Annotated in this window: 19 protein-coding genes and 3 pseudogenes; 9 read left to right on the top strand and 13 right to left on the bottom strand. The window is 32.3% G+C overall.

Going from position 1 to position 22666, the window contains the following annotated elements:
- Positions 1 to 295: 295 nt before the first annotated feature.
- The 7 genes and pseudogenes from NSS97_RS29080 to NSS97_RS29050 all read right to left on the bottom strand — a co-directional run bounded on the left by NSS97_RS29080 (position 296) and on the right by NSS97_RS29050 (position 6045).
- The gene (locus NSS97_RS29080; RefSeq protein ID WP_116349241.1) at positions 296 to 673 is read right to left on the bottom strand and encodes a hypothetical protein; all 378 of its coding nucleotides are present in this window, start codon (positions 671 to 673) and stop codon (positions 296 to 298) included.
- A gap of 582 nt (positions 674 to 1255) precedes the next feature.
- A complete protein-coding gene (gene nrdI, locus NSS97_RS29075; RefSeq protein WP_341115053.1) occupies positions 1256 to 1618 on the bottom strand; it encodes a class Ib ribonucleoside-diphosphate reductase assembly flavoprotein NrdI in 363 nt (120 codons plus the stop codon).
- 377 nt (positions 1619 to 1995) lie between these two features.
- Entirely contained in the window at positions 1996 to 2646 is a 651-nt protein-coding gene (locus tag NSS97_RS29070) for a hypothetical protein (protein ID WP_131929519.1), read from the bottom strand.
- Positions 2647 to 2821: 175 nt separating this feature from the next.
- The gene (locus tag NSS97_RS29065; RefSeq protein WP_053446570.1) at positions 2822 to 4258 is read right to left on the bottom strand and encodes an IS4 family transposase; all 1437 of its coding nucleotides are present in this window, start codon (positions 4256 to 4258) and stop codon (positions 2822 to 2824) included.
- A 121-nt stretch (positions 4259 to 4379) separates the two neighbouring features.
- Positions 4380 to 4498 (bottom strand): annotated as a pseudogene (locus NSS97_RS29060) (IS6 family transposase); the annotation flags it as partial.
- Between the two features lie 123 nt (positions 4499 to 4621).
- On the bottom strand, positions 4622 to 5566 hold the full coding sequence (locus tag NSS97_RS29055) for an acetyl-CoA carboxylase carboxyltransferase subunit alpha (RefSeq protein WP_016091897.1): 945 nt from the start codon (positions 5564 to 5566) through the stop codon (positions 4622 to 4624).
- A gap of 32 nt (positions 5567 to 5598) precedes the next feature.
- Positions 5599 to 6045 (bottom strand): MarR family winged helix-turn-helix transcriptional regulator, encoded by a 447-nt coding sequence (locus NSS97_RS29050; protein ID WP_000817662.1) that lies wholly within the window; start codon positions 6043 to 6045, stop codon positions 5599 to 5601.
- Between the two features lie 1251 nt (positions 6046 to 7296).
- Between NSS97_RS29050 and NSS97_RS29040 the strand changes: the two are divergent.
- A pseudogene (locus NSS97_RS29040) lies at positions 7297 to 7788 on the top strand (tyrosine-type recombinase/integrase); the annotation flags it as partial.
- Between the two features lie 83 nt (positions 7789 to 7871).
- On the opposite strand, the gene NSS97_RS29035 reads toward NSS97_RS29040, so the two are convergent.
- Positions 7872 to 8642 (bottom strand): DUF4393 domain-containing protein, encoded by a 771-nt coding sequence (locus tag NSS97_RS29035; protein ID WP_059038565.1) that lies wholly within the window; start codon positions 8640 to 8642, stop codon positions 7872 to 7874.
- 957 nt (positions 8643 to 9599) lie between these two features.
- Between NSS97_RS29035 and NSS97_RS29030 the strand changes: the two genes are divergently transcribed.
- From NSS97_RS29030 to cas3, 7 genes are all read left to right on the top strand, one after another.
- Positions 9600 to 10316: a hypothetical protein gene (locus NSS97_RS29030; RefSeq protein ID WP_341115047.1), complete on the top strand. Its 717-nt coding sequence runs from the start codon at positions 9600 to 9602 to the stop codon at positions 10314 to 10316.
- Between the two features lie 254 nt (positions 10317 to 10570).
- Positions 10571 to 11191: a recombinase family protein gene (locus NSS97_RS29025; RefSeq protein ID WP_341115046.1), complete on the top strand. Its 621-nt coding sequence runs from the start codon at positions 10571 to 10573 to the stop codon at positions 11189 to 11191.
- Between the two features lie 1167 nt (positions 11192 to 12358).
- Positions 12359 to 13078, top strand: coding sequence for a CRISPR-associated endoribonuclease Cas6 (gene cas6 / locus NSS97_RS29020; protein WP_131929513.1), 720 nt, complete (start codon positions 12359 to 12361; stop codon positions 13076 to 13078).
- The gene (cas8a1, locus tag NSS97_RS29015; RefSeq protein ID WP_341115042.1) at positions 13075 to 14781 is read left to right on the top strand and encodes a type I-B CRISPR-associated protein Cas8b1/Cst1; all 1707 of its coding nucleotides are present in this window, start codon (positions 13075 to 13077) and stop codon (positions 14779 to 14781) included. Before cas6 ends, cas8a1 begins: the two co-directional genes overlap by 4 nt.
- Positions 14781 to 15698 (top strand): type I-B CRISPR-associated protein Cas7/Cst2/DevR, encoded by a 918-nt coding sequence (gene cas7i / locus NSS97_RS29010; RefSeq protein WP_131929560.1) that lies wholly within the window; start codon positions 14781 to 14783, stop codon positions 15696 to 15698. Before cas8a1 ends, cas7i begins: the two co-directional genes overlap by 1 nt.
- Positions 15688 to 16359 (top strand): type I-B CRISPR-associated protein Cas5b, encoded by a 672-nt coding sequence (cas5b, locus tag NSS97_RS29005; RefSeq protein ID WP_131929562.1) that lies wholly within the window; start codon positions 15688 to 15690, stop codon positions 16357 to 16359. Before cas7i ends, cas5b begins: the two co-directional genes overlap by 11 nt.
- Before the next feature lie 31 nt (positions 16360 to 16390).
- Positions 16391 to 18586 carry a CRISPR-associated helicase Cas3' gene (cas3, locus tag NSS97_RS29000; protein ID WP_341115039.1) on the top strand — a complete coding sequence of 732 codons (2196 nt, stop codon included), beginning with the start codon at positions 16391 to 16393 and terminating at the stop codon, positions 18584 to 18586.
- 493 nt (positions 18587 to 19079) lie between these two features.
- Here the strand turns inward: cas3 and NSS97_RS28995 are convergent, their stop codons facing one another.
- The 3 genes from NSS97_RS28995 to NSS97_RS28985 are packed head-to-tail and all read right to left on the bottom strand — an operon-like array spanning position 19080 to position 21127.
- Positions 19080 to 19481, bottom strand: coding sequence for a hypothetical protein (locus NSS97_RS28995; protein WP_131929557.1), 402 nt, complete (start codon positions 19479 to 19481; stop codon positions 19080 to 19082).
- A gap of 32 nt (positions 19482 to 19513) precedes the next feature.
- Positions 19514 to 19843, bottom strand: coding sequence for a YolD-like family protein (locus tag NSS97_RS28990; protein ID WP_131929553.1), 330 nt, complete (start codon positions 19841 to 19843; stop codon positions 19514 to 19516).
- 12 nt (positions 19844 to 19855) lie between these two features.
- Entirely contained in the window at positions 19856 to 21127 is a 1272-nt protein-coding gene (locus NSS97_RS28985) for a Y-family DNA polymerase (protein WP_131929552.1), read from the bottom strand.
- A 465-nt stretch (positions 21128 to 21592) separates the two neighbouring features.
- On the opposite strand from NSS97_RS28985, the gene NSS97_RS28980 reads away from it, so the two are divergent.
- Positions 21593 to 21820, top strand: a complete 228-nt coding sequence (locus tag NSS97_RS28980; RefSeq protein WP_098223528.1) for a helix-turn-helix domain-containing protein — start codon at positions 21593 to 21595, stop codon at positions 21818 to 21820.
- Positions 21821 to 21905: 85 nt separating this feature from the next.
- Here the strand turns inward: NSS97_RS28980 and NSS97_RS28975 are convergent, their stop codons facing one another.
- Together NSS97_RS28975 and NSS97_RS28970 are read right to left on the bottom strand one after the other, a co-directional pair.
- Positions 21906 to 22523: a replication-relaxation family protein gene (locus NSS97_RS28975; RefSeq protein ID WP_131929551.1), complete on the bottom strand. Its 618-nt coding sequence runs from the start codon at positions 22521 to 22523 to the stop codon at positions 21906 to 21908.
- Positions 22462 to 22666, bottom strand: a pseudogene (locus NSS97_RS28970) (FtsK/SpoIIIE domain-containing protein); the annotation flags it as partial. The gene NSS97_RS28975 and the pseudogene NSS97_RS28970, both read right to left, overlap by 62 nt.

Raw genomic sequence — 22666 nt, 5'->3', positions numbered from 1 at the left:
AAGTAGCATGAATATGGTGTTTATAATTGGGCGATAATGTCTACTACACTATTTACGAATAGAATTCAAGAGTCTCTTCTTTATTTTTTCTTAATTACTTGAACTCATTTAAATTCTTTGTTATTATTAACTTAGTTGATAAGCTCCACAAGTTAGCTCACGAGGTTGCTAAGCTTCACGAGTTAACTAACGAGGAGAGTCTGCTGTCAGCAGACTTACAAAGTTAACTAACAAACTTCAAAAAGAATACCCTCCGCAAGCGGAAGGTATAAACTCAAAGGCCGGCAAGCCTAAATTACAAAGTAAAGTCATTATCTTTATTTTTAAAGATTCGCTTAAAAATGCCGGCAAGCATTTGGAAAGCGAAAGTAATAATTAAAAACAGAAAGCAACTAATTACAAAACAAATAGTTGTTTTCAAACCAAAACAGAGATATAAACAAAAAGCAATCCAACCTAGCAATATACCGATTACACCAAACAATTGAAAACGGGCTTGACCCCAAAATATTGGTGCTGTAATCTCACACCCAGTGTTCCATACTGGACACAATGCATTATAAACTGAATACATACTCGTAAGTGTTAAACCCAGAAGCGTAGAGAATAAAGCTTTTAACACATCAAATTCGGTAATTGATGCAAAAAACAATGAAATTTTTGTAATAATCATTTGCAAAACCCTTTCTAAATGAATTTTTTTAAACTTTGACCACTTGCATCTATATAAAACGGACGGCAATCCGTGAATTTTGGTAACACAAAAAAGCCAGCACATTCGGCTTTATTTTTTTTGCCTTTGAATGGAAATTTATTCATATGTACAAATCGCTGTCTTTATAGATATACCATATTTCGGAAATATTCTCAATATTTTTGTAAATTTTCAGTTGGAAATTTTGTCATTATTCCTTAATTAAACGATTATTCTATTATTAATGTAATTCTTTATACGATAACCTTCGAAAAAGACCACTTATTGTTTTCATATTGTATTAGTCTTCCCTTTGTTTTTACCTCACTTATATTTTACATAAGAAAATATTGTCAGTCTGACCGGTGATTATATTCTAAACATTTTTTGTTGGAATTATTCAATTTAGATTATTGATTTGGCTATGGATTTATTTTATTCTGTAGCTGTTTAACCGATAATTAAAAGCGGCAGAAAAGCCATAAATAAAAACTTCTCTATTAACTTATTTTATTAAGATCGTTAATACATAGCCCAATTTCATGTAAACTATAACTCTTTTTATATCATTTTAGTCAAACTTACCACCTTTTTCCTAAAATATTCTACATCGTTACTTGTTCCTGATAACTCAAATTTTGATACAATAGGCACTTCATATTTAGTAGAAATTTTGTCAGCACTTGCACCAAACATGTCTCCCCAATTACGATTGCCACTTGCAGATACGCCTTTTAATTTTTCATTATTGCGTTCTAAAAAGTCTAAAACACGTTCCGGTACATTTCCAAAACCTGTTGTATACGTAATAAGAATAAAGTCTTCATCTAATACTAGAGCTTCATCAATTTGAACGGCCGGCATATTTAATTTGTGAATGAAACGCTTCACGTTTCCTGTCATAGAATCATATGCAACTAACATTTCCGACCCTCCCTCTCCGATCTATATTCTCTGTATGTCGTTTCTTGATTTCTCTATATATTGTATTACGTTTCAAAATAAGACACAAGATATATGTATAAATTCTTTCTTTTTTTAACTTTTACTTTTCGACATGACCGTCGATTTTTTTCAATACAAAGACTATGAAACAACATTCTAAAACTCATGTCAATAAAGTGCTTTTCAAAAAAGTTGTCAACGAATTTAACCTTATTTTTAAAAAAGTTAACAATATTTTTTGTCATAAAACAGTAAATGCTGGAGTAATATATTTCTCCAGCATCACGCAAAAAAGAACAGATATTAAACGATAATGGGCATGTGGCGGTACCCCTAGTACACAGACCCGAAAAGCCCTATTCCTCTATAGGGCTTTTCATTTTAAATAAAGTAATTTCCCTGTTATCAGAATTATCCAATTCTAGCATTATGTTACCACCTGTTCGTTTTTCATTGAAGTTCACTTTAAAACCAAATTTTTTATAAAAGTGCTCTAATCTGTCAAAATGCCCTATATCTACTGGAGATATACTCCCCTTTATACACGGAACACCTATTTCTTTTGCTACTTTTATTAAATATTCCATTGCAATTGAACCATTGCCAACATTTTCTTTTGTTATTAGTATATCTTCTATAAACAGACAATACCCTCTAGTATGGCTTTTTTCTAAAATCTTAGCATTAATCTTTGGAAAAGAATTAATTGCTAAATAAGATTCACCACACATCCTAATATATACAAATGCCCCTTCTCGTTTCTTAAAAACAAACAATTCCTCTTTTTCCTTATTTCTTTTAATACCTATAATTTCAGCATTCTCATAAAAATCAAATATCCTATGCGGTATTTTATATATCTTTTCTAAATCTTGTATTTCCAACCTCGCGTCTGCTTTTATTCTTCTTTTAAAATCATCTACTTGTGCTTGATATTTATTATGTAATTCATATAATTCTTCTTTAAATAATATTTTCATAATGGATTTTTTCATTTCTTTTAGCATATCAATCCCTCTCCCTCGCTCAATTATTCTATATGGGGTCACCATACATGCCCATCAACTTAAAAATGAAAACAAAGTGTACTTTCATTTTGTGGAGGTAAAGCATTCCTAAAATAGAAGCATACTCTTAATAATATGCATACCAAATAAACCCTAACGGGTTTCCTTTTTTAAATTATGCAACTTTCTTTTGTTTTTTCAACCCATTATACTCATAAACAACACCCATAATATCAAAAACAGTCTTCTTCTCATATCGATGAGATTTTCTTCCGTTCTTCTGTAGGAGGTGGAACAGGCTGATTAGGATCTTTGTTATTTCTTGGATGTTTTGTTGTATGGCTTGATACAAACTCGATAAGTGGTCTTGAATCATTCCAATTGCTTTATATTCACTTAATTCTTGTTTCTTCTTTTGTAAAATTAATTGTCGCATCTTAAACATAGTAGAAGAACATAGAAAAATGGCAATGAGTTTTCCATAAACATGGCATTCTAATCGCTCTTGTTTAATATGTTGCCAATGATGAATTTGAAATAAGGATTTCCAAGTTTTAAAAATGATTTCAATTTGCCAGCGGAGAGAGTAAAAATTATGGATTTGTTCCATCGGAGCAATCTCCCAAGGTGTATTGGTAACATATAGGTTCATGCCAGCTAATCGTTTGCTTTTTTCCGAATATGTAATCCCTTTTTTACTTTCTGTGTACACTTGTTTTTTCATACGCTCACGAAGTTGTTTTTCTGTTAATCGATACATAATCACCCGAGTGAATAGTTTTTTATCCTTTCCAATATAAGCTTCTTTTATTTCATAGGACTGTCCTGGTTTTAAGGTATCCATGATGTGCTCTAAATCAACTTTGATGTACTGAGATTGTTTTTTTATTGTTCCGTTTCGAAAGTATTCAGGAAATTCATTTTTGACATATACCCTATTGTTTAATTTGAGTCGCGATATATAGTACACACCACGTTGATCCATTTGATCTAAATCATCCAGTGAATAATAGCCTAAATCCCGAATACATAGGTCACCAGGGCGTAATGTTGATAAACACTCTGTTCCAAAGGTTTTATCATTATTTTTCCCTGGTTCCACTTGGAAATTTAAAAACTGACCACTATGTAAATCATATTCTAACTGGATTTTTATACCCGCTGTTTGTGCGCAACCACCTGATCCAGGATATACATTGGCCAAGTGTTTTGGTACGTGAAAAATGGTTGCATCTAAAATACGAATTCGCTGAAAATAGGTAAGTGAAGCACTTGGAATTGCTGACTTTCCACAAACTTTATTTTTTAATAATGTGGAGAAAATATGTTTCAAAAAGAACACTGCCTTTTTATTAAAGCGCTTATTTAGTCCTTCAGGACTCATAAGAGTTCCTGTTGATGCATGTAGCTGACTACACAATCGGACTAATGAATCACTCGCTACTCGTTGACTAATCCAGACACATATAGTAGCTAAATCATACCCTGAAAATTTACGTTTTCGTTTTACAAAACCTAGCTCTCTAGCGAGATTTTCCAAAAATGAAGGGGTAAGATGTTCATATAATTCTTCAGCGAATAATTGTAATTCGTCAGAAATTGATAGATACATACAAAAACGCCATCCTTTCCTATGATTCTACAGAAAGAATAGCGTATTTTTTGGTTCTGGTGCAAAGGTAGTGGAAAAGAAAATATAACATATATATTTCTAGCATAATGGTAGGATAATCCTGGTTCCTCATCATTTCTACTAAATCACGAAAAATTAAGTTGTACCGTACCAACGTACAGTTAACAAAATAATATCTTGCTGATAATGCTTCCATTTGAACAAATTTTCCTTTTCCATACCGATCACACATCTTTTGTAGAGTAATAGTATCAGCATATCCCAGTTTAAGAGGTTACTTACAAAATATTTAGAATTTTTTTGCGAGAATCCTCCGAAATGTAATACGGACTTTAAATACTTTCATTTATAATTCTCTATTTGTCTATACTTTTCATATCGCTGTTGTATAAGCTCTTCCGAGGATAATAGTATCAATTTTTTTAGAGATGATTCGATTACAGATTCAATCATTTTTGCCTGTGATTTTATATCATTTTGTGCTCCACCTTTAATTTCAGGAATGATTTCATCAATAATTCCTAAATGTTTTAAATCTTTTGCTGAAATTTTCATATGTTCAGCAGCTTCTGGAGCATACTTAGCGTCCTTCCATAGGATAGATGCTGCTCCTTCTGGCGAAATTACCGAGTACCATGAATACTCTAACATATGGATATGGTTACCGACACTAATGCCAAGAGCTCCACCACTTGATGCCTCTCCAATTACAATACAAACAATTGGCACTTTAAGTGTAGCCATTTCAAATAGATTTCGAGCTATCGCTTCAGAAATTCCACGTTCTTCAGACCCTTTCCCTGGATAGGCGCCTATTGTATCAATAAATGTAATAATAGGGCGATTAAATTTATCAGCTTGTTTCATAAGTCTTAGCGCTTTTCTATAACCTTCTGGATGTGCCATTCCAAAATTTCTTTCTATACTTTCCTTTGTATTTCTACCTCTTTGATGACCAATAACCGTAACGGGCATCCCTTTAAATTTTGCAATACCACCTATCATTGCTTTATCATCACCATATAATCGATCACCATGAAGTTCGAGAAAGTTTGTAAACAATAAAGGTATATAGTCCAATGTCGTGGGCCGGTTACGTAGCCTTGCAATTTGAACTCGTTGAAAAGGTGTAATATTAGAATAAATTTTATCTTGCATTTTATTTAAACGTTTTTCTAATACATGAATTTCTGACGATAAATCTACATTATTTTCTTTCATAATTTTCTTTAATTCATCAAATTTCTCTTTTAATTCAATAATAGGACGTTCAAAATCCAAACTCATTTTATCCTCCAAATGTTATGATTTACCTCACTCTAATCAAAAGGCTTAGAAATAGAATCAATAAATAATTCAAAACCATCCACAACTATTTTTTGTTCTGATTCTGATAAATTATTGAGAATACTTTGATAAAATGTAATGGATTGCTCTCTTAAGCAATTAACAGTTATGTGACCTTTTTCTGTGAGGTGCAGAAAAAGTTCTCTTCTATTTTTTTCATTTACTTCACGATAAATAAGCCCCTTTTTTACTAACTTATCTACCAATCTACTTACAGTTGAAGTCTCTAATCTAAGTTTATTGGATAGTTGCCAAACAGTTAATTTTTCCACCTCTAGTTCCTCTAACGCCATCATTTGAGAAGTTGGTAAAGGTTTTTCAAATGGTCCATTGGGCAAATTTTGAGATTCAAAAACCCCAGTTATTATAATCATTTTCTTAATATCTGTTCTTAGTTTTAAGGCATCTTCTCTTTTCAAAAAGGTCACCCTCCTACAACTAATGTATCATACATCAATTGTATTATACATGAATATGATTTTTTCACAAGCTTAACGTAAGCCAATATTACAACATGGACGAGATATTTCTTCTTGTTAAAATGGTATAAGTGGATTGTTTTCTACAAATGGCAGAACATCAATTATGTATCAGGGGCCTTTATGGGGTACCGCTCATCGCAATCAAGCTAAGAAAATAAAACTACCCCAAAAACGAAATTTTGTGATAACTTGTAACAAAAAACTCATAATTTTTGGGGGAATTCTAAATTCTTAAGTTGATGGGCATGGGGTCACCATATCAAAAAAAAAAATTGTACGTTTAGACACAATTGGGGCACATTTTATGGTAAGCAACAGTTAGTCTATAAACAAGCCATTTCTACAATTGCTACGTAATACATACTGGGCTTATGTAAATATTTCTCGATATTATACTATTACTATATAAACTATAATATAAGTAATTCTTTTTAATATATATATTTTGTTATTTCCTGTTGCAGAATCCTTATTATAAGGATTCTTTTTTTCTATCAAAAATCTACAAAGAAAAAAGATAAGATCGGGAACACAATCTTATCTTTAGCACAAGGAGTAAACAAAAGGATAACTATCATATTGTTATTATAATTTATTTTTTGTTAATTTGAATATTATAACCATAATTAACAAGTATATCTATATTGAGAAATTTATTACCAATTTAGTTATAAATGATTCGAAATTCCAATGTAAACTTTTATCCAAAAGTTTACATTCGTTTCCCCTTAAACATTGACTTTTATCTAATTTCATTGATATTAAAAAAACAGACAAAAAAGTATACATTCAAATCATTGAAAATAAAGGGATTGAAAATTAAATGGATAAAAAGCAACATTTAATTGATGTACAACCAATTCGGAGCATAGAACAGCTCGAAGATATGAAATGGTCTCTTTAAGGGGTTCAGCCGAGATACGTGTAAAACTAGGTCATAGTAATACATTTTTTACCAAACGTTGTTTATCGGTGATATTTGTAACATAAACGTTCGTTTTTGTTACGTTTTGTATTTGGAAATACGAAATATCCTAACCGTTGAACTAGCTGTAACAAAATACTGTATCAATAATAATCCGTAAACATTATTATTAAAATACCTTTTTGTTACACGATAATCAGATAATGGAAATAAAATACAGCCTATGACCCAAAATTACATGTATCTCGGCTGAACCCCTTTAACGTCATTGTTCAAACCGTGATTACATTTTATTCCTACTTGGGATTAATACTGGATTACGTGTGAGTGACTTACTTAAAATGGAAATGAATGAGATTTTAAAATTAAAGAGAAAAAAGAGGAAAGAATTTAAAGTTAAAGAAGGAAAAACAAAAAAGGAACGTATCATAAATATTACTTCTATTTTTGAGGAAGTATTTCCATACGCTAAAAATCTAAAAAGTACCTGGTTATTTCCTTCTCGAAAAGGTGATAAACCCATTAGTAAAATTCAAGCCTATCGACAGTTACAAAAAGCCGGGAATTTTGCCGGAGTCGAATCTTTAGGTACCCATACCATGCGTAAAACATTTGGATATTGGTTTTACAAGCAAACAAAGGATATTGCTATGTTACAAGAAATATTGAATCATAGTACACCACAAATTACATTAAGGTACATCGGTATTAATAAAGAAGAAAAAGATAATGTACTTGATACATTCCGAATCTAATTTTAATTAGTTGCATTTATTGGTAAGAGGTGTGGGGAATGTGTGATAAAAAAATCCCCTGTTAAAGGAGATTTACAAATTGATTAGACACAAATTTCTATGAAGTTTTCTCCAAGAGGCGTAATATCAACAATTCCTTTGATAATATTAATATCGTCAATTTTTATTGGAACATCTCCAACTGCTAAATTAATCAGTTCTAGCATTTTTTTCTTACTATCGCGATATGGGTGCTCGAGATATTTTTTATAGAGCTCATCATCATTTAAGCCGGTTTCATAAGATATTGAAACTAAACCTAATCGGGATAAATTTGACATAGATGTTGCGTTTAAATTGATATCTATAGAATCTGGATTTTCTAGAAATACATTTGTTTTACATGGAGCAGTTCCTGTGGTAGCGCGATAAACATATTGAACAATTGGATATCTAGCGGTTTCTTTAAATAATTTTAAATTTGTCGCATCTAATGGTGATAGTTGTTTAATAATCTCTACAAATGATGGGTGAGCTTTTGCAATTGTTTTTACATTAATAGAAGATGCTATAAGATTGGCAAACATCTTCCTTAACACATCATTTTCAAAATAATACTTAGATGCTTCTAAACTTGGACCTACAATATGTAAAGGTGGTTCAACTATGTTTTTCTCTGGAATAGATGATACAGCTTGTTCTAGTTCTTCTTTAAATTGATTTAGTGCATGAACCCGCTTTAACTGAGTTTTTTCTGCATAAATATCTATGCCCCCGAACGCGATAGTCCAAATTGAAGAAAGAGTGTTACCTGTCCTTTGTGCTAATGGTGTTACGGCTTCGTCAAGAAATTTCGGAATAATATTAATCTCCATATTAATTCATCTCCTTTTATTACATTATAACGAAAAAAATAGAGGTTGCGGATAAAAATGGAAGTGATTTATGAGAATCCATGGTTAACTACTTTGTTTATTGGTTGGTTTTTCTTTTGTCTGTCCAGTGTAGTTGCGATGTTGAAGTCTAACAAAACAAACGAACACAACGAACGAAAATAGAGAGGGTTAACAGGTGCTATCATTATGTTTTATAATTGCACGTAACTATGTGTATAGCTAGTATGTATAAATTAATATTGAATATAAGCATATGTCTTTCTGTAAGAATCCTACAAATTCTTCTCTATTTACCTATACTTATAATTTCACTAATTTATTATGGTGTAGATATTAATTTAAAGTTTTTTATACTAAACAACTAAATGGATTTTTTAGGTAGAGAAAATGATATACCATTCTGTTTTCTTAATTCACATAATTTTCAAAATTAAAATTTATGGATGTTAATATTTGTTATATAATAAACTTGTCATAGCATTACCCCTGTAGTTTCTATGATGATAGTTTGTTTGTCCCGTATATTCACCTGAAACTAAAAAGAACTTGTAGGATTCCTACAAGTTCTTTTTTCTTTTCTTATTGTAATTAGGATAGAAACAATAAGAAAGTATTTATCGCTAGTTTGCTAACTAAAATTTTTATATTTTTGAATTTTAATAGGTTTCATTAATAAAAATTTTTAGACTATAGAATGAATCATTAGACTGATAGAAAAATACGGTATGTATTATATAGATTGACAAATATATTTGGAATTACACTTTATAAGTCCCAAAAAGTAAAGTTTTTGGACATTTTTATTTACCGGTAGTTAAAATGCATTATTATAGGTTTGAGATGTTCCAAAAAACTGTTGTAAAATTAAATATGAAAATAAAATTATTTAAAGTGATTGTTCAATATTTTATCTTTAAATGATATATAGGAGGAAAAATGTACGAATTAACAATGGGACTAAAATATGATGACTTTTTGAAATTAGAACAAAACTATAGGTATGATTTTGTGGGGATTGATTATCAGAATGATCTTTTGCGTGGACATATCTTTGTATTTCGAACAATTAAAGAAGGAAAAGGAAAGGGTAATATATTAATTGATTTAGTTCATCCCACTAATATTAATGCAATTAGTGCTAATTTACATGGAGATTGTCATTTTCATATATTTAAAAACGAATGTTCTATAGGAGATCAACCTATTGAAATTACGGAAAATATTTTTTTAGAGAAAATAGAAAATGTATCAAATTTTGAATACTATGTATCCATAAAGGAACAAAAATATCGGTCAAATAACAAAATACTAACCCATGATTCTGATTATGAGTATTTTCCAGCAGTTAAATATCTATTATTTACTCAATATCATGAACCTCTTGCAAATATGAATAGCCTTGAATTAGCTCCAATGTTTAAATTGCAGAAAGAACACATTTGGCATAACAACAGATATTTTAATTTTAATCGTATTTCTAGTCTGGATGTAGATAAACAGGTAAATCACAAACTAGATCCCTCTACACCGTGGTGGAAGGTTAAAAATATTATTGAAAATGAGCGGAAACATTGGAGAAAACAAAGTGAGGAAAAATACAATCAACTTTTACATTTGAAGAATTTACAAGAATATTTTCCTATTGAAAGATAATATACAAATAAAAAAGGACCCAGATTGGGTTCTTTTTTTAGTCGTAAAGGTACACCTTTTGGTTCATTTTTCATTACTACGTGTTCAAAGACGTAAAGAACACTTGATATGTCTATAAAAGTATACCTTTACAGATACATAGAAACCAATAAATAATCACGTCTATAAATACTTATTTTCTATTTTACAGACATCTGTTTATTACATACACCTTTACAGACATTATTGGTATAATTAACAGAGAGGTGTAGCTTATGAAACATAAAAAATTTGGATATGTCCGAGTTTCGAGTAAAGATCAAAACGAAGAACGACAAATTCAGAATATGAAAGATTTAGGAATAGAAGATCGAGATATTTTCATTGATAAACAATCTGGAAAAAATATGGAGCGAGAGAATTATCAAATGTTAAAGCGTCTTGTTCGTACGGGAGATACCATTGTATTTGATTCATTAACAAGACTTGGGAGAAATATGAATGATACATTAGAAGAATTTAGGTACTATGAAAAACATAGAGTAAATTTACAATTTATAAAGGAACCCTATATTAACGTCAATTACACTGGAGAAAGTACAAATGATGTCATTCAGAGCGCAATTCAAAAAGCAACACTGACAATATTATCTGCCTTTGCAGAAAAAGAGCGCATTGATATTAAACAACGTCAAGCTGAGGGAATTGCTCTTGCCAGGAAACAGGGTAAACGTTTAGGACGTCCACCTGTTGAAATAACAGAAGAATTCACGGATGCTTACAAGGAATGGAAATCCGGTTCAATTACAGCAGTAGGAGCCATGAAAAAGTATGGTATCAAACGTTCTTCTTTTTATAAGCTTGCTAAACAGTATGAAGAAAAAATAATGGGATAATTTGTCTTATTAACATTATCTTAAAAGGAACTTGTAGTGATTGCTACAAGCTCCTTTTGTTTTACTCTTGTTGTGGTTTTTGCTCTTGTTTCTTTATATCCCACTTAGTTCAGATAAAACATTACAAAAATTAGTTATCTTAATTGGTGCAGGTTTCTTTATATCCCATATCGTTCAAATAAAACTAGATTGTTAATGTCATAGTGACTTGGCTTCGTGTCCTTTAAATCCCGCATAGTTCAGATGAAACTCAACTTGAACAATGGCTTTACACCTTACATTGTATCCTTTATATCCCACTTAGTTCAGATAAAACAGGTACCTTTAATATTTTCTGCATTGTCTTTCTTGTCTTTATATCCCATATAGTCCAGATAAAACGAAGACGCTGACACCAGAGGAGTTGCAACCACATTTATTTATATCCCACCACGTTTTGATAAAACTCAATAATTTCATCTAGATACGGTGACACACCTTCGTTTATATCCCACTTAGTTCAGATAAAACTATGGATCGTTTGCCGCTCCAATTGGAGCATATTTCTTTATATCCCACATGGCTTAGATAAAACAAGAAACTAGCAAAGAAATACCATCCAGATCTAGGATTTATATCCCATATAGTTCAGATAAAACAAATGAACGCAACAACCACTTTCACAGTCTTATGGTACTTTATATCCCACTACGTTTAGATAAAACAGGGACAGTTCCAGCTGGCAGGCCTAGCAATACTTACTTTATATCCCACTACGTTTAGATAAAACGTAGGTTTTACCAGAGAAACTAGGGAGGTTTTACTACTTTATATCCCACTACGTTTAGATAAAACCCTATCTATATACGGATGATACACCTTATGATAGCAACATTTTAACAGGTGTATCAACCAGCATTTTGCAGCGAATCATCGATCATGTTTTTGTCTTCTCTTAAAACTTGCTGAAAGACCTTGTCATATCAAGGTTTTCTGTGTTTTTTATGAAAAAGAGGTCCACTGCAAAATTACGGAAGTACCATATGATTTTTATCTTTACTATATGGGATCAAGAAAAAATCGTTATTTGCACAAAAAGATTTTCCCCATTTATTTCTACGTATTTATTGAACCTTAATTTTCTGATAACTTATAATGGTTTTATATTGAAGATCAAGGAGGAAGATGATGAGATTGAAAGTAAGCTTTACTTGTAAAGTAATTCCTCTCTCGTATCGATTTATGTTTGTGAGCTTTATCAAAGAAGCTCTAAAAACATCAAATGCAGTATATGCAGAGAACCTATATATCTTTGAGAATAAACCGAATAAAAAAAGCAAGAATTTTACGTTTTCTGTTTATCTTAAAGACTATATTTTAAAAAATGATGAATTCCTCCTTCAGAACGGATTGGACTGGATTATTAGTTCACCTGATCCTGAATTCATTTCTTACTTAGTAGATGGTTTAAACGAAATTAAAGAATTTCAGTACAAAGGATACAAACTACAGAAGAAGAACATATCTATACTACCGGAAGTCAAAGTGAAAAGCGATACGGTAGTATTCCGCACCCTTTCCCCTATTTTTATTAAAGACCGAGCTGGGAAACCTCTTGCTCCAACAGAAGAAGGTTATGAAGAGAATTTCAATTATATTTGTGATATGAATTTACTTAATTATCATGGAGAAGGCTTGAAAAGACCTTTGCAATTTATACCTATGAATTTAACAAAACAAGTTGTAAAAGAAAAATTTGATAATACCCCTAATCACCAGCACTTTGAAGCTTATAAAGGTACATTCTTGTTAAAAGGAGACCAAAAGGACTTAGAAATCCTTCGTCAAATTGGTACATCCTTCAAAAAGTCACAAGGGTACGGCTGCGTGTCCGTGGAGTACCAATGATTCGATTATATTTAGAAGATTGGGCTACGAACACTGGTATTTTGGGGTTTTATCGTATTTTAGAGCATGCTGAAACAGATTTATTTGAAAACGAAGAGACATATATAGATTTTGATCCAATATTGATTCACGATTTTCCGAAATGGTTTTTCAATTATGCTTTTGATATGTTTTCTGTTGCAAATGAAAAAGAAAATAAGATGAATAATTATCTAACATCCGCTATATCCAATTTTAAACGTTCTAAAGACTCTATCTTTACTGAGATTAAAGGTACAGAAAATAAGTTGAATAAGCGTTTGCCAATTGAAGCTAGAGCTTTAAAGGAACTGTTTAGCAGCAAAAATGATGTATCAACTATTGAAGAATTAAAGACAATCACAAAAGGTTACTTGAAGTTGTTAAAGCAAGAACAAGTAAATGAAGTACTAACATTAAATATGATTCGGTTTCGTTTAGGAGAATTGCATGGTCAAACAAGTTTCTTACAAAGATCACGCAGTACCCTGAATCGTTCAGAGCATGAAGAATTTCTTGCAAGAGACTTCGTTCAACCTATTTTACTAGAACAAGAGGTTCTTTCTGTTCTTCGTTCTTCTAACAGCACTAACGAAGCAATAGAAGACTTAAACAAAATGATACAGCAATCTGATGATGAAGATATTAAAAAGTTAGCGAAACAAACAATCACGAAACTGAAGAAGGATGAATTACTGTATTGTCCTGTTATCGAGGGGCAATTTGCTCTTACAGATTACACGGAAACGGTATTTCTTCCGAATGCAGTCAGTTTAGCAAATGCAACGAATTACACATGGAATAATCAAAAAATGTTTCCTATATCTAATCTTTATCGATTAATCATGTTTTGTTCTGTTTTTGGGCTCTATAGGGATCATATAGACAAAGATACAGTAGTTTATTCCTTTATTCAAACTGATGAGGATTTTGATACACTAGCGGAAATAAATGATTTATTTGTCACCAATAAAAAGCAAGACAATCCTTTTGAAGTGTTTTTATACAACACATTAAAAGAAGCCAAAGATAAAGCAAATTGGATTTCTAAAAATATGTTAATAGTTGAATTCCAAAATAGTGGGAAAAAGACGACTCTTACACAGAATTTTTTATCAGAACATGCCATTCAATACCTTCAAGAGCGTGGAGGAAAAGAGATCGATCATATTAAATATCCACAGTTTCGGAACGTAATCCTACGTAAATTATTAAATGGAGAGCATTTTTTTCGTGATATCACTATTCAATTGAGGAAAAACGTAGATAACAATTATTCCAGTTATGATACGTATGCGGCCACTTTGGCTATGTTTCATTTAAATAGAATAAAGGAGTGTTATGGCATGTCTAACGGAACACGAGAAGCACAATATGAATCTATGCAAAAGAGAATCCATTATGCGCTAATGGATGGACGCGAAGTACGTAGAAGGCTTACTGAACGTAGAATGGAAAATAAGATTCCAGGCATTACTTACCGTCTGTTAAATGCCTTAACTACAAATAACCGTCAACAATTCTTTGAAACATTATTCCGCACCTTTTTATTAGTGGAAAAGAACACTTCTATGTATGTGGATGCTACAAGGGAACATAGTAATGAGTTTGAAGGTATTGCAAGTGCTTTACTATCCGGATTAAATGACAAACCCTATAAAAAAGAAGGGGAGGAAACAAACTAATGGCTGGATTAACATTAACGATCGTGTTTCAAGGAGATTCATTAAATTATGGTGAAGGAATCGGTAACGTCTCCGAATTAAAGAAATTTAATCGTGGAAATGGAGATGTTCATACATTTGCTTCACGGCAAGCTGTTCGATACGATATGGTTCGTTTAGGAGCCGAGCGTTATGGTTGGAACTTAGATACAGTTGGCCGTGACAAAGGAGAAGGGGAAGGAAAAAGCAAAAGCGTAGTTCAATATTCTCCTAGTGCTACCATTCAAGAGTCAGAAGAAATGGATTTATTTGGTTACATGAAGACAGTAAAAGGGGACATGGGGAACAAACGCCCAGCTAGCATTCGATTATCTCATGCTGTTTCTCTTGAACCGTACCGAGGGGACTTAGAATTTTTAACAAATTTAGGACATGCTTCACGTATCAAAGAAAACCCAAATATCGCAACATCTGAGCGGCATACAAGTTTATATTCTTATACCATTACTATTGATTTAGATAAAATTGGTGTAGATGGAGAAATTGAATTACCACGTGAAGAAAAGGCAAGACGTATCAAAGAATTCTTAGAAATTGTATTTTCCTTAAATCGTAATATCCGCGGGCGACAAGAAGATTTATCTCCTTTGTTTGTAATTGGAGGTCTGTATGCTATTAATCAACCATATTTCTTAGGGCGTACACAATTAGTTCTGACAAAACGTGAATACCGTTTAAATTCTATTATGCTACAAGAAATTTTAGAACGTCGCAGTATGGGACGGACTGTACAAGAACAAACGCATGTTGGTCTGTTATCTGGTGTTTTCGTGAATGAAGGGGAGCTACGAAATCTTGTTTCAAGCGACTCAACACATACAATTCAAGGTATGCTAGATTATCTATTACAACAAGTGGAGAATTATTATGTCGGCTAATACGGTGTTACGAGTAAAGTTGTACCAACAAACTGCCTGTTACAAGAAACCTATGGCACAAAAAGCTAAGGAAACCTATCCTCTTCCACCGTATAGTACGGTGAAGGGGTTCCTTCACTATGTATTAGGTGCAAATGAATTAATTCCAATGGAAATCAGCATCCAAGGTACTCACGAGGGAAAGCTGTTTGATTTGCAAATACATCATTTTTACAAGTCAAAAGAAGTTACAACAATGCCCATGCATGTTCATATGTTGAAAGAAATCTCCCTTATTTTCCATGTACGTGCCGAACAAAGTGTATTGGAACAATTACAAACAGCATTAGAAAACATCAATGAAGCACCAAGCCTTGGTCGACGTGAAGATTTAGCGGTCATTGAAGGCGTGAAATTGGTAACGTTGAACGAAAGACAAACAAAAGAAATCATTACACTCAAAAATGATATTTATATACCACGTCATTGCATTGTTGATCGCCTTGATTATATGAATTATAAAGGAATTTCATATCGTTTGAATACGGTATATCAAGTGAAACAAGAAATTCGTACTTGGGAGACAGTTCAAACACAGTTCTTCCGTAAAGGAGAAGGGTTAAATTCACCTCAGTATATGGAAGATGAAGATGGACATATTGTATTTTTCCATGCCTTATGAGTAGGCATGGATTTGTTTCAGGAGGAGAAACATGGAAGATCTGATTTACGCAAAGTGGGATCAGCAAACAGGAGAATTTGAAACATTACAAGAACACACAGGACAGGTATTAGAAAATTTATCTTTACTAAAACACTCGTATGGATCTCTGTTTTCAGAAGAGATTTGGCAACTTTCACAAGTAGCTGCCCAATACCACGATGCGGGAAAGATTTATGAGGGATTTCAACAATTTATTAAACTTAATATGGGGTTATCCTTTTTAACAAAGCAAGAAATTGAAAAAAAATATCCTAATGTTCCTCATGCCTTTATTTCCTTACTTTGTGTTCCATTTTTAGAATTACATTATTCCAAAAGTACAGAACGGGTTGTGAAAGAGGCAATTGCACATCATCATGTACGAAACGTAATGTTTGATGCCCAAATACTAAATGCAGTTTTACCAGATTTAAAAGGGAAAATAGACCGTTTGGAGCAAGAATTTTGCTGTTCTGTTAATAAAGATCTTGATACTACAACTATAGGTTGGAAACCAATTAAGAAAAAAGATAAAGAATATCCTCTTCTTGTACTTGTAAAGGGACTTTTAAATCGTGTAGATCATGCGGCTTCCGCAGGAGAACTTGTGGAATATCATGCGGACAAAGGAGTTGGGACTTATGTCGATGAATTCCTAAAAAAGAATGGCCATAAACCACGCAATCTACAACTCTTTTCTTATGAGAATCGAAACAAGAATATTGTGGCTGTTGCACAAACTGGTATGGGAAAAACAGAAGCTTCTTTATTTTGGATTGATGAAGCTAAAGGTTTTATTACACTCCCAATCCGTGTAAGTTTAAATGCCTTGTATGAGCGTATAACAAATGGAATGAGATATGTAGATGAAGAGGAACAAGCAATTGCTGGGTTGCTACACAGTGGTAGCGTGGATTTTTTACAGACATTAAACAATGATTATGAAACCAATGAGCTTATCTATGAACAGTCTCGTTTATTGAGTAAAAAGTTAACATTTAGCACAATTGATCAAATTTTGAAGTTTCCATTCTTATTTCGAGGATATGAGAAATACCTGGCAACAATGGCGTACTCTAAGATAGTTTTAGATGAAATACAAGGTTATTCTCCGAAAATCTTAGCTGTTTTACTCAAAGCATTGGAAATGATTCACCAGATAGGCGGGAAATTTATGATTATGACCGCTACGCTTCCTACTGTTTTTATGGAAACAATGGAGAAACGAGGCAAAATCATGGTAAGTGATTTTGTAAAAGAGGAATTCTATAATGACTTAATTCGTCACCGCATATCTATACGCAAAACAAAGATCGATGAGGATTTAGAGCATATTCGTGAAGCTGGACGAAATAAACGTGTATTGATTATAGCTAATACCGTAAAAGAAGCAAAACGTATATACGGGTTGTTTAATAATGAAAATGTAAGGTTGTTGCACACGCAATTTATTCAACAGGATCGTGCCGTTTTAGAAGAGGAAATTAAGAAATTCGCACCAAATGATAAAAACCGTGAAGAACAAAGTGGGATTTGGGTCGCCACCCAGCTTGTAGAAGCTTCATTAGATATTGATTTTGATTTGCTATTTACTGAAATCTCTACATTAGATAGCTTATTTCAGCGTTTAGGTCGTTGTTATCGTGGAAGAGCCTATCAAGGTACAGAACCTAATGTCTTTGTTTATACAGAAGCACAAGGGATAGGGTTCGTTTACGATGAGGATATTGTTCATAACGGCTTAAAACTATTAGAATCCTTTAACGGACAAAAACTACGTGAGAAAACAAAAATGGAGCTTGTCGAAACATTATATAAAACAGAAAATCTAAGCAAAAAATACTTAGATGAATTCTACCAAGCTTTAAAGGTATTGGATACACTTCCACTAAACGATATGGGAAATACAGAAGCACAAAGGTTGCTGCGTGATATTGATAATTATCAAGTTATTCCCTGGTCTATATATGTAGAGAATCATGAGCTATTTACTACATTTAAACAGGAAAAAGATTCGAAACAGCGAAAAGTATTACGAATGCAAATCGAAAAGCTTACAACCTCTATTTCTAGAAAACAGGTTCAACGATATGGAATCGAAATAAAGGAAATTGATATTCCCGGACTTCAATACATTCACACTTTAAATTGCAAGTACGATTTTGATAAAGAGAAGATAACAGGAACAGGAATTGTACTTCCGTAATTTTGCAGTGAACCTCGTTTTTATAAAACATGTAGAAAACCTTGATATGACAAGGTCTTTCAGCACTTTATAAGAGAAGACAAAAACATGATCGATGATTCGCTGCAAAATACTGATTGATACACCTGTTAAAATGTTGCTATCATAAGGTGTATCATCCGTATATAGATAGGGTTTTATCTAAACGTAGTGGGATATAAACGCTACATCTACTTCTTTGTACGTTTGTTCAAAATTAAGTTTTATTTAAACGTAGTGGGATATAAACTAAGACGAGATATACCGGCTTATGAACATATTAGATGGTTTTATTTAAACGTAGTGGGATATAAACTTCATTACTTTTGGATACTTTGTATTAAATGCTCCCGTTTTATTTAAACGTAGTGGGATATAAACAGCATTAACATCTTTTGTTTTTTATCAAACTTCAGGGTTTTATTCGAACTATGTGGGATATAAAAGTTTGTAATGGAACCATAGAAATAGAGTCCTAATTAAAAAGGGCTCTATTTCTATGGTTGCTACCTTCAAATTTTTTATCTTTCATTAGATCAATTTCACATTCAAGTTCTTTGGTTTCTATATTTAAAAAGTCCATTGTTATTGCAAGAACTTTTCCATCTTTATTTCTCTTAGATCCCCATAAACGAACAACCCTATTAATTTTACTATCTTCATATATAATTTGAACTGTTCTTAATTCTTCTCCATCCACAAATTCACGATGTATCCAACACTCTTTAAATTCCAAATTCTCATCAGATTGATGCATGTAATATTTCAACATTACTTCTTCTAATTCTGGGAACCCCAAGCCTTTTTTCTCCAAACAAATATACTCAAAATCCCAAAACTCTCTAAAATGATAGATAAGCTCTTTTTGACTTTTCATCATAATTCCCCCACCCCATAATTTTTTAAGCGCTATGTATATTTGATATCTGTTACATGATTAATTTTTATATATAATACTTTATCATGTTGGTTCCTAATTATTAATTCATTACAAATCATATCGTAGTAATGAATATAACCCACTTCGGAATATGCTTTGTTTTGTTTTTTGTATGAAATGCTTATTTGCTTATTTTCAGCCATTGCCTCACAAACGATTTCATTTATCTCATCTAATTGTTGCTCATCTAAAATAGGCATCGGTACTTCATTTTGTTTTTCATACAATTCATTTAATCCTTCAAACTGTTCTTTTATTGCTGAGAACGGTACCCAGCGCATCATACCTCTGTCCATGATGTATATTCCTCCTTATTCTTTATGTCCACCAATTTTATTATTTCTATCACGTTGTGTAGCCCCTGGAATATAGCTAATACCTCTCATAATTGAATTTTTACCATGTTTATGCCTTATACTATCCATTGTTTTTGCTAATTTCCTTTTAGTATCTTTTTGGGAAGTATCTTCGAACAATGACATTTGAATTGCATCATCCCTGGTCAAGTTTTTTAATGTAATGTGTATTTGTCGCACCGGATGACCAGAATGAAACCTCCTTAATAGTTGCAATGAGGCCTCATACACCTCTTCTGTTAAACATGTTGGCTGATCTAATGTAATCGCTCGTTTAAAACCTCCACCGATGTATTTGCTATAGCCTATAGAAAGCTCAACCGTACGACAACATTTATCTATAGATCGTAAGCGAAAACAGGTTTCTTCTATTTGTTCTAGAAGAAGCATTTTTAATTTTTTGGGGCTAAAACAGTCTTCTAATAATATTTGTCCTTTTGTAATAGAAGTGCTTTTCGGAATGTATTTATTAGCAATACGGCTCTCATCAATACCGTATGAAAAACGATATAACTCTTCACCTTTTACTTTGCCAAATCGCTTGATTAGATGTTCTTTAGGCGTTCTAACAACATCCTTCAAGGAGAATAGCCCCATGTTGTGCAACGCTTCTTCCGTAGCCTTTCCAATTCCCCATACTTTTTTAAGGGGTTTAATATTCCATAATTTCTTCGAAACATCTTCGTATGACCACATTGCAATCCTGGAATTCGAATGTTTACTTTCCACATCTAGAGCAACCTTTGAGAGAAATAAGTTAGGTGCTATCCCAATGGATGCAGTTATACCAGTTGTATCATATATCTCTTTTTGAATTCGTTTAGCAATTACAATTGGATCACGTCCGAAAAGGTGCGCTGTTTGTTGCATGTCTAAAAAGCATTCGTCGATTGAGTAAACGTGTAGATCCTCTAATGCTACATACTTTGTATAAATTTCTGTGATTTGATTTGAAATTTCAACAAATCTTCTCATTGTTGCATTCACAATAATAATGTTCGGATCTTTTGGTACTTCGTATAATCTGGTTGCTGTGGAAATACCTAATTTTTTAAGTTCAGGAGTCGCAGCCAACACAATAGATCCATTTCTATTCACATCCCCAACGACAGCTAATTTTACTTTCAATGGATCTAGGCCTCTCATAACACATGCACAACTGGCAAAAAATGAACAAAGGTCTATGCAGAAAATCATTCGATTCATGCATTTTGAGTAATCAAACATCGTTTCATCCTCCAAAAACAGAACGTTTGTTCTTATTATAAACCTATTGTTTTGGTTTATACAACCATTTAGAAAATATTTTTTATTATCATTATGGTACGTGAAATTATATATATTTCTTCAATATTCGACCATTGAACAATATACTATCTCTTAGTTTATTAAACTTATTTTCATTACTCTATAAATTTTTAAAAGCCTAAACCCTTGTGTATCAATGGTTTTAGGCTTTTAATTTTATAGGAATACCCTTTGCAACAAGTTGCCATTAGGATAGTGTATCAGCAACTTGTAGCTATTACTATGAATGCTAGATTCCCCGAAATTATTACATATATTTTTAATTTATTAGTTTCTATATCTTATGCTTACATATTTCTATACATTCCTTAAAAGTGAAACTGTTTTAACAATGGGACTTTTGGACAAACTATTACTACAAAATCCTATCTAGAGGTGAAGAAATTGGAATGGTTTGTTATAAAGCCCAGGAGTAAGCTAGGCAAATTTTTAGATCGCCATGATCTAACGCAAGAAGAAGTTTCAAAAGTTAGTGGTGTAAGTAAAAGTACATTAAGTCGCCTTTGTAAAGGTAATGCCTTTCATCCTTCATTTAAAAATCAAAACAAGCTTATTAATACATTACGGAAGTTAACAGGTAAAAATATCAATCATACAGATTTCTGGACTTAATAAGGGCTACTAAACTATGTAGTCCTTTTTAACAATTTAGTTGCCAAAAATCTATATTTTTTGTAATTCAGTTGCAAAGAATGAACTACAAAACTTCCTTTAAGAGAAATGTACGTACATATACATTATATTTTATTCCATAACTCTCTAACCTCTGTTCACGATAGTCTGATATTGTAAAAAATAAAATGTTTGGTACGATATTCCTTTGTTTTTTATATAACTTTGCAATTAAACTATAATACTGTATTTTTTCTTCATTATTCTTCATGTGTTGCAGCCTATCAATCTCAACAAAATGCGGTATCTGATCCACTACATAATATGCATCTGGTACAATTATTTTTTCTTCATTTTGATATCTAAATTTTATAACTTGTTCTGTCTTCCAATCCGGAAAATCTAACCACATCCAAGCCTCGTTGCGTAAAAGAATATGTTCAAGTTGATGCTTCTTTTTTCGTTCATCCGGCTCTAATCCTAACAAGGCACAACCTTTTTTATTAAGATAGTAAACATACTCTCGGTTATGAGAGGTCACATGGCAATATTGCCGTAGATCCTTCAAAATACGATTTGCATTTCGAATACTACCTAGCGCATGTATTGCTTGCAATTGCCTCCTGGACGCAAATTCCAACTTATTTAAACTCGATAAAATCTCGATTTGTCTCGCTCTCTGTTTGAGTTTCTGGTGCCTCATTTTGCTTCACCACCTTGTATTGCTTTAGTAACTCCCACATATCTTTATCCTTTAAAAAAGGTACCTGGATTTCTTCTGTACGATCAGTCTTAAATAATGCCCTTCCTGGAAGAGAAGGCAGATCTTCCAGACCTGATTCATCC

The organism is Bacillus sp. FSL R12-0074, from assembly GCF_038005725.1.
GTDB classification, from domain to species: Bacteria; Bacillota; Bacilli; order Bacillales; family Bacillaceae_G; genus Bacillus_A; species Bacillus_A mycoides.
This window is presented reverse-complemented; position numbering and strand designations above follow the sequence as displayed.